Here is a 12,678-nt window from a genome sequence, read left to right as displayed (position 1 = left end):
ACATGAGCCTGCAGTCCAAAGCCGCGCCGGTTCGGTTCGAGTCCGTCACAAAGATGTTTGGCAAGGATGTCGTTGCCGTCGACAATATTGACCTGAATGTCGATGCAGGAAAACTGGTCACGCTGTTGGGCCCGTCAGGCTGCGGCAAGACGACGACGCTGAGGATGATCGCAGGGCTCGAAATGGCCACCTCAGGAAAGATCACCATCGGGGATCGCGATGTGACCAAACTGCCCGCGACGGATCGCGACGTATCCATGGTGTTCCAGTCCTACGCACTGTTTCCTCATATGAGCGTGCTTGAGAACGTGATGTATGGCCTCACGTTCTCGGGCTTTGCTAAAGACGAGGCCCGCCGCCGCGCGTTGGACGGTTTAGAGCTGGTTGGCCTGAAAGGTTTTGACGGCCGTCTCCCGTCAGAACTGTCTGGTGGCCAACAGCAGCGCGTCGCTGTAGCGCGGGCTTTAGTGTTGGAACCACAGGTGCTGTTGTTTGATGAACCGCTTTCGAACCTCGACGCGAAATTACGCCGCCAGGTGCGTGAGGACATCCGGGCCATTCAGCAAGACCTTGGCCTGACCGTCGTCTACGTGACACACGATCAGGAAGAGGCTCTGGCAGTATCGGACGAAATCGTCGTGATGCGGAATGCCGCGATTGCCCAGATTGGCACGCCTCGCCAGCTTTATGACGCCCCAAATGATCGCTTCGTTGCGGATTTTATTGGTGAGGCAAATCTGCTTGCCTGCCAGATCAACTCTGTCGACGGCGACATGGCCACCATCGAGATCGAAGGCTATCGTCACACATTGCCTTCCCGCGGCCTGACCGAAGGGCCTGCGACCGTTGCCATCCGGCCTTCTCGACTTGTGATCGGGGCCGCGCAAGGGGTTGCAGCGACCGTCTCCAAAGCCACCTATGTGGGTGTCCGAATGGAGTACACTCTGACCGGTGCGTTCGGCCAGGTCTTTGCAGTCCATGACGATGTCGATGCGCCGCTAGAGCCGGGTACAGAAGTACAGATGGCCTTCGCCGAGAAAGGTCCGGTGCTTTTGCCCGAATAGATGCCCTGTCTTCTAATCATCACGCACCCCGAGGTCATCATTGACCCGAACATCCCCATTCAGGACTGGGGGCTTAGCGCGGAAGGCCGCCGCCGCGCTGCGGCCTTCGCAACCAGCGGAATTTTTGCAGAAGTTACCCACCTATGGGCCAGCACCGAGCAAAAGGCCCGCGAGACGGCCGACATCCTGGCCGCGCCCCGAAGCCTGCGGATAAAACAAGATGCCGCACTTGGCGAGAATGATCGAAGCGCCACCGGTTTTCTGCCGCGTGACCGGTTCGAAGCTGCCGCTGACGCATTCTTTGCCGACCCCAACACCAGTTTTCGCGGCTGGGAAACTGCCGTTGCCGCCCAGCGGCGTATAAACCAAGCAGTAACTTCAATTATCGAAACGCATGATGGCAGTGACCTCGCCATCGTTACCCATGGGGCCGTCGGGACCCTTCTGTGGTGCTCCTTGTCGGGCCGCCCCATTGATCGGAGGTATGATCAGCCCGGGCAAGGCCATTATTGGCAAGCCGATCTAACGGACCTTAAACCGCTGAGCGGATGGCGCTCAATCGACTAGATTGTCAGGCCTGCCACGCGTTCTCCGAGATTTCACACAAAGTATCAAACACATCCGGAGTACCAGCGATCACCCGACCGCCGTTGCGGATCATTACACCTGCGTCCTGATCTTCGACCACGCCGCCTGCTTCCGCGATCATCAATTGACCAGCCAGACAATCCCAGGCGTTCATATGTTCTTCGACATAGCCAAGCAGCCGGCCCGCTGCGACATAGGCCAACGACAGCGCGCCACTGGCGTTTCTGTGAAACATGGCCCCACGCTCGATCAGGTTCGCGACGATTGGAACAATGTTACGGTTATCCACCCGGTTTGAATAACCGACTGCCACCGTTCCTTGATGCAGCGCGACACCCGAAGCGACCCGCATTGGCGCATTATTCAGTGTTGCCCCGCCTCCGCGCGAGGCTACGAAGGTCTCATTGATATTTGGGTCATGGATTACACCGATCTCGGTATTTTCCTCAGCGACGCCCGCCAGAACGATGGTCCAGGCCGGAATGCCATTGACGAAATTCGTGGTGCCATCGATTGGATCGATCACCCAGTCAAATCCGCTTGAACCTTGTGTTTCACCATGCTCTTCGCCAAATATGCCATCGTTGGGCCAAGCCTCGGCGATCCTCTGGCGGATGAAGGTTTCGACATTCCGGTCTGCCTCGCTGACCCAATCCTGTGCGCCTTTTTGATCGACGATCAAACCGCCCCGGTCGGAGAAATATCTGAAGGCGATTGTGCCAGCTTCCTTGCAGATCGCGATCGCGAAGTCTTTGCGTTCTTTGAGGTAATCCATTGGGAATCCAAATCATATCTGTTGTTGGCCAAAACTGTGCAGGCTTGGTGATGGAATGGCAAATACCAAATGCTGGTGAACTCGGTCCGGGGCAGCCATTGACAGGCGTGCCTTCAACCGCATTTCGCGTCTTCAAAACGGGGCGCGCAGGTTTCGTGCTAAACACGATGCTGTAAGAATACGTCGCCGGGAACGATTTTGGCATTGAAGAAAATGGTAGCCCGTAGGGGAATCGAACCCCTCTTTCCAGGTTGAAAACCTGGCGTCCTAACCGATAGACGAACGGGCCATTTAGACCAGACAAGCACAAGTGGTAGCCCGTAGGGGAATCGAACCCCTCTTTCCAGGTTGAAAACCTGGCGTCCTAACCGATAGACGAACGGGCCACGCTGGCTTGTGGAGGGCCTTTTACGGTTTACCTTCCCCCCCCGCAAGACGAAAAACGCAAGGCTGTGAAACTTTTTTGGCCGTTCCTGAGCGGCGTTGAAACGGTAGTCAGACAGCTTCTGCCGCGTCTTCCAGCCGCAGCTGCACGCTCTGTCGTCCGCCCCAGGTATTCACCTCAAGCCGACCCGCGAAATGGAACCGCGCGCCGCCGTGATTAGACAGGCGATCCCCCAACGGGCCGTCGAACGCGCCAAAGGCGATGGCATCCAGTCCGCCAGACATTCCATCCGAAAGTGACAGCTTCAAATGTGTTTCGCCCACGCGTTTAGCAAAGCGCACTTGCAGATCAGGCAGCGCATAGCGCGGGGCAGGGGCACCGGCCCCGAAAGGACCCGCTTTCTCTACCTGTTCGATCAGATCGACTGTCGCGGCCCCGGGCATCAGCGCCCCGTCCAGTTTCAAGTCGGCGGGACCGCCTTGGCCTGCACCCTGCTTGGCCAGAAGCTCGGACAGGCGCGACATTGCAGGCTCCAACTGATCACGCATCACCGTGAGACCGGCCGCCATCTTGTGGCCACCACCCTTAACCAGCAGCCCTTCGGCAGCCAGTCGCTGGATCGACGCGCCCAGATCAACGCCCGAGATCGACCTGCCTGAACCTTTGCCCTCATCCCCGTCGAACCCGATCACGATAGCGGGCCGGTTTGCCGACTCTTTCAGCCGCGAAGCAACTATACCTACCACGCCGGGATGCCAACCGTCGCCTGCGGCCCAGACCAGCGGCGCATCCAGCCCACGGTCCTCGGCTTGCGCCAAGGCCGCCGCGCGGACCGCGTTTTCGATCTCGCGCCGTTCCGAATTCAGGGCATCCAGCCGCTCGGATAAGGCTTCGGCCTCAGTGATCGAGTCCGTGCTCAGCAGCCGCGCGCCAAGATCAGCCTGACCAATGCGGCCGCCTGCATTGACGCGCGGCCCCAGAAGAAACCCCAGATGATAGCTATTGGGCGCGGTATCCATGCGCGCCACGTCTGACAACGCGACCAAACCAGGCCTTTGCCTTTGGGTCATCACTTTCAGGCCCTGTCGAACCAGCGCCCGGTTGGCGTCGATCAACGGCGCAACGTCCGCCACCGTGGCCAGCGCCACCAGATCGAGCATTGCCATCAGATCCGGCCCCTTGGCCCCGGCCTCACGCAACTGACGACCCGCCTCGACCAGCATCAGGAACACCACCGCAGCAGCGCAGAGATAGCCCAGATCGCCGCTTTCGTCCTGTCGGTTCGGGTTCACCACGGCGACGCAATCCGGCAGGGTTTCTGCACCCAAATGGTGATCCAAAACGATCACATCCGCACCCTTCGCCGCCGCGATAGGTTCGTGGCTCAGCGTTCCGCAATCCACGCAGATGATCAGGTCATGGCTAGCCGCAAGTTCCTGCATTGCAGGCACATTTGGCCCATAGCCTTCATCAATCCGGTCGGGCACATAAAGCGTCGCGGCAAGCCCCATCTGGCGCAGCCACACCAACAACAACGCAGCCGAACTGCCCCCGTCCACATCATAGTCAGCAAACACTGCGATCTTTTGGCGCTTGCGCACAGCCTGTAGAAACCGGGCCGCAGCGACGTCCATATCTTTCATCGATCGCGGGTCGGGCAGCAGTTCCTTCAACTTGGGTTCCAGGAAACCGGCGGCCTCCATCACCGGTACACCGCGCCGTGCCAAAACCTGACAGACGGCGCGAGGCAGATCTGTCTGCTGCGCCATCATTTCTGCTGACCGCTCGACCTCAATCCCCGGTCCGATCCAGCGTCGCCCCGTCAGAGATTGCTCTACGCCCAGAAATGCCACATCTCACCTCATGCACTAAGGCCGGACCCCTGCGGATCCGGCCTCTTGGTCTTTTATGAATACTCTTGCTGAAGGCGCTGGCGCAAGCCGCTATGCTTCGTTGTGTGGCCACATCGGCGTGCGGTAGGACATCCGCCGCACCGAGCCCGTTTTTGATCGCATGAGCAGCGTCGTTGTTTCAACCCAACCCGGTTCCCGCTTGATGCGCGGCAGCAGTGAGCCTCCGGTGACCCCAGTAGCGGCAAAGATTACATCCGCCGTTACCATCTCGTCGCGCGCATAAACACGGTCCAGATCGGTGATGCCCGCTTTGGCCGCCCGGCCACGTTCGTCGTCATTACGGAACAACAGGCGGCCAAAGATCTGACCGCCCATGCATTTCAGCGCGGCTGCGGCAAGCACACCCTCGGGCGCGCCACCTTGACCCATATACATGTCGATGCCGGTCACTTCGCTTTCGGCGCAATGCATCACACCTGCGACGTCGCCATCTGTGATCAGGCGGATCGACGCACCGGTATCGCGGACTTCAGCAATCATCGCTTCGTGGCGAGGACGCTCCAATATGCATACGGTAATATCCGCAGGCTCGCAGCCTTTGGCCTTGGCCAGCGCTTCAACTCGCTCGCGCGGGCTCATGTCCAAGCTTACGACACCTTCGGGAAAGCCCGGACCAATGGCCAGTTTGTCCATGTATACGTCCGGAGCGTGTAGCATTGAGCCGCGCGGGCCCATGGCAATGACGGTCAGCGCGTTGGGCATGTCCTTGGCGGTCAGGGTTGTGCCTTCAAGCGGGTCCAGCGCAATGTCTACGCCCGGGCCGTTACCAGTGCCAACCTCTTCGCCGATATAGAGCATCGGTGCTTCATCACGCTCGCCCTCACCAATGACAACGACACCCTCAATGTCCAGAAGGTTCAGTTGTTCACGCATAGCGTTGACGGCAGCCTGATCGGCAGCTTTCTCATCACCCCGGCCAACCAGAGAGGCGGACGCCAGCGCGGCCTGTTCTGCCACCCGTGCAAGGCCCAGAGACAGCAGGCGGTCGTTGAAATCGATCTTGGCAGCGTTCATCTTCGCATATCCTTTGGTCAGCTAAGGCGTTTTATCCGGCATAGCCTGCGCGCAGCATAGGCCGCAAGGGGTCAGACTTGTTCGATACGCAGGGCGACGGGTTCTCCGGCCACCACATCGGTGGCGCGCAGGCCATCCAGTGCATGGTCCAGCGTCGCCCGCGTGGTTTTGTGGGTCACGATCAGCACGGGCGCTGTGCTTTCTGTGTGCCCATACTGCCGCATCCGGTCGATCGAGACTCCAGCATCGCCCAGAATCGCCGCGACCTTTGCCAGAGCGCCGGGCTTGTCCAGAAGACCGAGCCGCAGATAGTAGGGTGCAGGTAAGCCAGTAACGGCGGAGGCTGCGTCTTGCAGGGTCGTCGCAGGGCGGCCAAATGTCGGTATATGCAAGCCTCGCGCCAGATCGCAAACGTCGCCCATCACCGCGCTGGCAGTGGGACCTTCACCGGCACCGGGGCCGCGCAGAACGATTTGTTCAACTGCGTCCCCATCCAGCACAACCATGTTTGTTCCGCCTTCCAACTGACCTAGCGGAGAATTGCTCGGCACTAGACAGGGTTGCATCCGCTGTTCCAGTCCGCGCGCCGTTCGCTGTGCTACACCCAACAGCTTGATGCGATACCCCATGTCGTGGGCCTGATGGATGTCATCGAGGCTAATATGCTGAATGCCCTCGATCTCGATCCCATCGAAATTCGGCTTGGTGCCAAAGGCAATCGAAGACAGCAGCGCCAGTTTGTGCGCCGCGTCGATGCCGCCAACATCCAGATTCGGATCGGCTTCAAGATAGCCAAGCTGCGCGCATTCCTCGAACAGGGCGTTATAGCCCAACTCCTGCGATTGCATCCGGGTCAGAATATAGTTGCAGGTACCGTTCATGACGCCCATGACACGCGTGATCTCGTTACCCGCCAGTCCTTCGGTCAGAGATTTGATTACCGGGATACCACCCGCGACAGCCGCTTCGAAGCGAATGACACGACCTGCGGCTTCGGCCAATTCCGCCAGTTCCTGCCCATGAATCGCCAGCAGTGCCTTGTTTGCGGTGACGACATCCTTGCCACTGTTCAGCGCCGCCTCGACCGAAGCTTTCGCGGGGCCGTTCTCGCCGCCCATCAGTTCGACAAAAACATCGATGTCTTCGCGTTTGGCCAATGCAACGGGATCGGTTTCCCATGCATAATCCGAGAGGTTTACGCCACGGTCCTTGCTGGCATCACGGGCCGAAACTGCGGTGATCTCGATGCGACGCCCGGTGCGGGCGTGCAACAAATCGGCATGACGACGCACAATTTTAACCACACCCACGCCAACGGTTCCCAATCCGGCAATTCCAAGCCTCAGCGCCTGTGTCATTCCCTTGGGTCCTTTCTGCTCGCAATACCGCCCGCGATGGCGAAGTGTCCTTTGCGGGCTGCCTTAGCGGGTTCGAGGCAGGGGTGCAATCCGTCTAATCTTTTGGAGCTAGTGACGTGACCGAAATCCTAGTTAATCTCGGCATTCTGCAGCGCTTCGGCCTTTTCCGCCAACGCTTCGCTGCGTGCTGTCAGGTCTTCTTCTACCTCTTCCGCTTCGCTGATTGGATCGGTCGGAGGGCCGAGGGCGGGATCCAAAGCAATAAGCTTGGGGTAGGGTGCCTTGCGCAATGCGGCGGTTTCGCTGCCTTCCAACTCTGGGATATTTGCGCAGCCGGCGGTGGCCAGCACAAAGAGAATGGGCAGCAAAAGCTTCATCGCAGTCCTTCGGGTCGCAGCGTGTATCCCGTGATGCACGTTTTGTCGGAATGGTTCAAGCGGGGTTCTATCTGAACGTCTGTTCAGATACGATCGAAGCATGGCGCGTACACAAGGTTCTCATTCCGATATAACCGGCCCCCGCATTCGTGAGGCCGCACTGGGGCTGTTTGCCCGTCATGGCTATGCTGCGGTTTCAATGCGGCAGATCGCAGGCGAGGTGGGGGTGCAGGCTGGGGCACTCTATAATTACACGCCCGACAAGCAGAGCCTGCTGTTTCGGCTGATGCGCGATCACATGCAGGATCTGATGGCCGCCTATGACGATCTCGACCGGTTTGATGATCCACAAGATGCGTTGCGTCAGTTTGTCGGGTTCCACATCCGTTTTCACCTGCAGCGTCCCGACGAGGTGTTCATCGCTTATATGGAGCTGCGCAATCTGAACCCCGAAAATTTTGCCGAAATCGAGGCCTTGCGCCGCCGTTACGAGGACTCGTTAGAGCATATTCTGCGTAACGGGCAGCAATCGGGTCAATTTTCGGTCTCCGATACCAAGATCGCTACCTTGGCGGTGATCGCCATGCTGAATGGTGTGATCACTTGGTATCGCAGCGGCGGCCGCCTGTCGCTGGATGAGGTCGAGCAGGTGTATTGGGACATGGTCCGCAAAGCGGTTACCGCCTGACCAGCCCTTAGTGGGCCGGGCGGATGAACGTTCCGTTCCGCAACTCCCGAAACGCTTGCTGTAATTCTGCCTGCGTATTCATCACGATCGGGCCATGCCACGCCACGGGTTCATCGATCGGAGCGCCCGAAATCAAAAGAAACCGTACACCCTCGGGCCCGGCCTGAACCGTGATTTCGTCTCCGGTCCCGAACCGAACCAACGTCCTGTCTCCTGACATGTCGCGGATGTTGACCTCTTGCCCGGCAACTTCTTTTTCCAAAAGAACACCGGTTGGCTGAGACGCATCAGCAAATGCAGCACTGCCTTCAAAGATATAGGCGAAGGCCCGGCGGTATGTGTCGATCGGAATGGTTTTTTTCACCCCTGCCGGTATGCTGATATCCAGGTATTGCGGATCGGCAGCGATACCGTCCACTGGGCCCGTGCGTCCCCAGAATGTGCCGACAATCACACGGACCTTTGTCCCATCATCATCGATGATTTCTGGAATATCAGTGCTTTGAACGTCCTGATAGCGCGGGGCGGCCATTTTCTGATCTGATGGCAGATTGCCCCACAGCTGGAACCCATGCATCTGACCGCTGGCCGACCCCTTGGGCATTTCCTGATGCAGGATACCTGACCCGGCGGTCATCCACTGGACATCTCCGGCACCCAGCGTGCCGCTATTGCCCAGCGAGTCGCTGTGTTCGACTGTACCGGACAGGACATAAGTGATCGTTTCGATGCCCCGATGCGGATGCCACGGAAAACCGGCCATATAGTCCAATGGGTTGTCATTCCGGAAATCATCGAACAGCAGAAACGGGTCCAGTTCCGACGGGTCCTGAAACCCAAACGCCCGGTGCAATTTGACGCCCGCGCCTTCCATTGTCGGGACCGCCTTGCGGAATTCCAAAGTTGGTCTGAGTGACATAAACGCCTCCTGATCCTTTGACCGGAACTTATGCGTCGGCCTGAGGCAGTCAATTTGCGCAGGAACACTGAAGCTGTGCGAAGATGCTCAGACAGGTGACGCGGTGCTGTCCTTTGCGTATCAAAGCGGTTAAAGCGGGCGGACAATCAGGAGAACAATATGCAAGAAGAAGTGCTGGCTACGGTCGCGGCCTCGGCACCGCGGCGCTGGACTGGGGTAGGGATGCTGGTCACGGTCGGGGCGTTGGTCATTTACGTCGCGTTGGCATCGCCGCCTGAGTTAGGCTGGCAGGTCTTCTTACTGGTTTCCGGGGCAGCCGCGTTCTGGTTAGCCCGTCGCATGTGGTACGCGACCGAAGACAGGATCGAACTGACCCAATCCCAATTGCGCACAGGCTCAGGGCAGGTGATCTGCAATATCGAGGATGTCGAAGGCGTAGACCGGGGCGTGTTCGCATTTAAGCCATCAAATGGCTTCTTGGTAACCACTCATGCACGAAGCTCAAACCAGTGGGCGCCCGGTCTTTGGTGGCGTGTCGGACGAAGGATTGGCATTGGCGGCATGACAGCCGCCGCCGAGACCAAATACATGTCGGAAATGCTGTCGGCGATGCTTGCTGAAAAGAGTTAGACACCCAAGCAAGCAGGGTCGGTATTGACGATCTGGTCGAAAACACGAGGGTGTGTGAAGACCAGATTATCCATTTCAAAGTCAGCAAATTTGAATGCCATCTGGAATGGCGCTTTGTATGTATTGTTGGTTTCGACCAGTATCATTGAGCCGTTATCAGGCATTACCGGAAGCCGTTGTTTGATTTTCACGATCTCTGCGTCGGTCCATTTCTGATATCCAGTGCCCCGCACGCAGGACCATAGAACATCGTGGAGATCGTTATCACCATCATAGGTCAGATAGGTCACACGCATCGAGACCGGTGCTCTGGTATCAACCATGTTTTCCAGAAGGTCGTACATAGTGTTGATATACGCGGCGTTAACATCTTCAGCTTCGCGTGAGAGCACATCCGCAACTGCGTACGCTCCTTTGATGTTGATCGCGCTTTGGCGATAGCTGTCATAATAGGTGTAAGACGCAAACATTGACCAGAACAGCAGCGGCAATATCAGCATTGCCTCGACCGATAAGGCGCCGTCTTCTCGTTTGAGAAAGCGGTTCAGCAGTGCCTTGGGAAGGTTGCGATTTTCTTTGTTAATTCGAGGCATCGGCCACATCCACAGTTGTGTCAGATGAATCGTCAGGATCAGCTGATGAACCACCAAATGGTTCATGAACAAATACGGTCGTCGCCTGCAATTCCCATTGGCCGTCGTTGTCCTGCTTCGCAATGCCGCTCAGCATCGAAAGCCCAAAAACAGGTGAAACCTCAAGACAGGCGCGGATAATCATAAGCTCATTTGAAGTCCCTTGTTCAAAAACAACTTCGTCCGGCTTACGAATTGTCTCCGGAGTGTCGACGCAATAGGGGGTTGGATCCAACTGATTGCCGACCCGCGGATCAATGGACTTCATCTCGAGCGCGAGGTTTTCCGAGCAATTGGTTATCAGCGCTTCGTCACAGATCATTTTCTTCAGCAGCGCGTGATCCCATTCATCTTCCCCTTCAGGAAGGCGATTAAGCCGGACTTCCCGAATTGTCATATCCAGAGATCGTTCAAGATCGGCATGGTGGAAGGACTGCAATCCCAGATCCATGCCTGAATAAGCGACATACAGGAAGAATGGAAACCAGAAGATAAACTCGATAGACGAGTTTCCATCCTCATTCTTTCGAAATCTCCGAAGCCGATTCCGCAGTGTCTTTGTCATTGGGTCAGCCTCAGGTTTTGAATGGAGGTGCTGATTGAATCGAAGACGCGTTCAATCTGATTGCCGGTGGCTTCATAGTAACGGGCAGGTTTGATCGCGCAGTCTTTCAGCATCTGCTTAACACCGTAGGGTGCCTCAAAAGCGATCGAGAAGATGATGACATTATCTTCTTCAGCTTCTTCGCAGAGATCTACAACATTTGGATTTTTGGTCGAAGGACCAATTTCGGTCGTGGAGTCAGCTGCAAATTCTTCGCCGCGATCCCAGCCATAAGCGTGACGCAACATATTCCGAATTGCGTATTTTTCAGTATGCGCCCAGACATCGGGCCATTCCAGTTCTACCGGATCGGAATCTGTTGAAAGCCCTTCGGAGTCCTCGCGTGTTTGCGATCGATCCATCGAATAGCAGGTGCCGTTGTAGTAATCCGTACAGCGGTAGCGCATATAAGTCCCATTGCCATGGGCATGATCTTGGTATTTGTCGCGGGTCCAGCGCCTGTACGAACTGTCCCGTACAGTTGTGGCGACATTAGGCCAAGCCCAGCGGTCATACTCTTCATCGTAGATCGAATACGTTTCGGCATCTTCATTCCAATAGATGTCCGAGGGGCCGTCATTATAAGGCGGATTCACTTTGTGCTGATAAGTGTTTTCACCATCCGTCATCAGCACCAGAACCTTGAGGGTGTCCGTGGTCTTGTTAGGGGCTGGCCGAATTGCGAACGAGTCCGGAATTTCTGAACTGTCTGCAATCTGAGCGATCAGCGGTTGGATACTATCGTCAAGCAAAGTTAGACCCCACTTGAGGCCCACATCGATCGAAGTCCAGCCGCTTGCCACAAGATTCTGGATCTGACCTTTCAGAATGTCAGGATCATTCTGGATTACCGTCATCTCTCGCCGATCTGTGGTGGTTTCAAGACGGCACGTATTGCTGGTTACCAACGTGTCGCTGAACCTTTTGTCGCTGGAGCCATTATCCTTGAAATGAAGAGTTTGCGGGACATAGTCCCCTTTTGTGATGATGTTTCCTTCGTCGTCCACGATGTCGTAATAGTTGAAATCGGTCGTTGTGTAGTCCGAAGCCTGGAAATCGATGCAATTGGCCCTTTCGTTAGCCCCGATCGTGTTCAAAGCATTCATAAGGTAGTCAGGCACCGACACCTGTTCCGAGTAGGGCACAATTGAGATCGACAATCTACCATCCTCAGATTTCAGGATCATCTCATCGATAAAGTCCTCAGCGGCACTTTTGAGGTTGGTCAGCTTTGTCCCGCGCATCGAGCCCGACACGTCCAGAACCAACGAAATTTCGACGTTACCAATCGATTCTTCGGCGATGCTGGTGGCGGTTGTATCAATGTAATCGACGCCACTCCATTTCATGAAGTGTGTCTCAATGCTCATGTCGGCGCTGGCTTCGACTTTCCGTTTTCCTTCAAGTTCTGCAACCTGAGTCACGGTTCCGTCGTCGTTTGTCGTGCATGTCTCGGGCTCGACCTTGATATTTTTGATGATATTCGTATCGAAACCTTCTTTGCGAATGTAATCATTCACCACGACCCGTGGGCAAAGCTCTTGGTCCAGGTCAGCTGCGGCAAGGACCGCGCGGTCCAGTGCGTATTGTAGCCTTACCCTTTCGCGATCATACCGCATGACGTCGACCGCGAACCCGGCCACGGTGAAGACTATCACGATCAGGAAAAGGGCAAGGATCGTCATCGTGCCTTCTGTCGAAGAAACAAAGTGCCGCAAGTGCCGCGAACAA

13 protein-coding genes and 2 tRNA genes are annotated in these 12,678 nt (G+C 56.6%); 4 read left to right on the top strand and 11 right to left on the bottom strand.

Translation table 11 applies throughout. From position 1 onward, the window contains the following. Positions 1-2 precede the first annotated feature (2 nt). Positions 3-1,064: an ABC transporter ATP-binding protein gene (locus ACR0BT_RS05040; protein WP_480762627.1), complete on the top strand. Its 1,062-nt coding sequence runs from the start codon at positions 3-5 to the stop codon at positions 1,062-1,064. Next, positions 1,065-1,631, top strand: coding sequence for a histidine phosphatase family protein (locus tag ACR0BT_RS05035; RefSeq protein ID WP_170663743.1), 567 nt, complete (start codon positions 1,065-1,067; stop codon positions 1,629-1,631). Between the two features lie 4 nt (positions 1,632-1,635). On the opposite strand, the gene ACR0BT_RS05030 is transcribed toward ACR0BT_RS05035, so the two are convergent. The 7 genes from ACR0BT_RS05030 to ACR0BT_RS05000 form a co-directional block, all read right to left on the bottom strand. Beyond that, a complete protein-coding gene (locus ACR0BT_RS05030) occupies positions 1,636-2,427 on the bottom strand; it encodes an inositol monophosphatase family protein (protein ID WP_480561316.1) in 792 nt (263 codons plus the stop codon). A gap of 214 nt (positions 2,428-2,641) precedes the next feature. After that, positions 2,642-2,716, bottom strand: a tRNA-Glu gene (locus ACR0BT_RS05025). Between the two features lie 22 nt (positions 2,717-2,738). Beyond that, positions 2,739-2,813, bottom strand: a tRNA-Glu gene (locus ACR0BT_RS05020). A 109-nt stretch (positions 2,814-2,922) separates the two neighbouring features. Beyond that, entirely contained in the window at positions 2,923-4,665 is a 1,743-nt protein-coding gene (recJ, locus tag ACR0BT_RS05015) for a single-stranded-DNA-specific exonuclease RecJ (protein ID WP_223117848.1), read from the bottom strand. 90 nt (positions 4,666-4,755) lie between these two features. Beyond that, positions 4,756-5,739: a class II fructose-bisphosphatase gene (gene glpX / locus ACR0BT_RS05010; RefSeq protein WP_170422349.1), complete on the bottom strand. Its 984-nt coding sequence runs from the start codon at positions 5,737-5,739 to the stop codon at positions 4,756-4,758. A 71-nt stretch (positions 5,740-5,810) separates the two neighbouring features. Beyond that, complete coding sequence (locus ACR0BT_RS05005; RefSeq protein ID WP_170403375.1) at positions 5,811-7,097, bottom strand: homoserine dehydrogenase; 1,287 nt, start codon at positions 7,095-7,097, stop codon at positions 5,811-5,813. 128 nt (positions 7,098-7,225) lie between these two features. Next, positions 7,226-7,474 (bottom strand): hypothetical protein, encoded by a 249-nt coding sequence (locus ACR0BT_RS05000; RefSeq protein ID WP_170396262.1) that lies wholly within the window; start codon positions 7,472-7,474, stop codon positions 7,226-7,228. 100 nt (positions 7,475-7,574) lie between these two features. Between ACR0BT_RS05000 and ACR0BT_RS04995 the strand changes: the two genes are divergently transcribed. Continuing rightward, complete coding sequence (locus ACR0BT_RS04995; protein ID WP_170565777.1) at positions 7,575-8,162, top strand: TetR/AcrR family transcriptional regulator; 588 nt, start codon at positions 7,575-7,577, stop codon at positions 8,160-8,162. A 7-nt stretch (positions 8,163-8,169) separates the two neighbouring features. Here ACR0BT_RS04995 and ACR0BT_RS04990 read toward each other — a convergent pair whose 3' ends face one another. Beyond that, entirely contained in the window at positions 8,170-9,081 is a 912-nt protein-coding gene (locus tag ACR0BT_RS04990) for a pirin family protein (protein ID WP_170396266.1), read from the bottom strand. A gap of 159 nt (positions 9,082-9,240) precedes the next feature. Here ACR0BT_RS04990 and ACR0BT_RS04985 point away from each other — a divergent pair, with 159 nt between their 5' ends. After that, positions 9,241-9,711 carry a hypothetical protein gene (locus ACR0BT_RS04985; RefSeq protein ID WP_170396268.1) on the top strand — a complete coding sequence of 157 codons (471 nt, stop codon included), beginning with the start codon at positions 9,241-9,243 and terminating at the stop codon, positions 9,709-9,711. On the opposite strand, the gene ACR0BT_RS04980 is transcribed toward ACR0BT_RS04985, so the two are convergent. From ACR0BT_RS04980 to ACR0BT_RS04970, 3 genes are read right to left on the bottom strand one after another with little or no spacing between them, the layout of a single operon-like run. Continuing rightward, the gene (locus ACR0BT_RS04980; RefSeq protein ID WP_170396270.1) at positions 9,708-10,304 is read right to left on the bottom strand and encodes a hypothetical protein; all 597 of its coding nucleotides are present in this window, start codon (positions 10,302-10,304) and stop codon (positions 9,708-9,710) included. The genes ACR0BT_RS04985 and ACR0BT_RS04980 overlap by 4 nt on opposite strands. After that, positions 10,291-10,908 (bottom strand): TadE/TadG family type IV pilus assembly protein, encoded by a 618-nt coding sequence (locus ACR0BT_RS04975; RefSeq protein ID WP_170396272.1) that lies wholly within the window; start codon positions 10,906-10,908, stop codon positions 10,291-10,293. The genes ACR0BT_RS04980 and ACR0BT_RS04975 overlap by 14 nt, the downstream gene beginning before the upstream one ends. Further along, complete coding sequence (locus ACR0BT_RS04970) at positions 10,905-12,632, bottom strand: pilus assembly protein TadG-related protein (protein ID WP_255612046.1); 1,728 nt, start codon at positions 12,630-12,632, stop codon at positions 10,905-10,907. The genes ACR0BT_RS04975 and ACR0BT_RS04970 overlap by 4 nt, the downstream gene beginning before the upstream one ends. Between the last annotated feature and the right edge of the window lie 46 nt (positions 12,633-12,678).

Source organism: Ruegeria sp. CJ6 (assembly GCF_056536665.1).
Note: the sequence above shows the minus strand (reverse complement) of the source record. Positions and strands in the feature narration are given on the sequence as shown.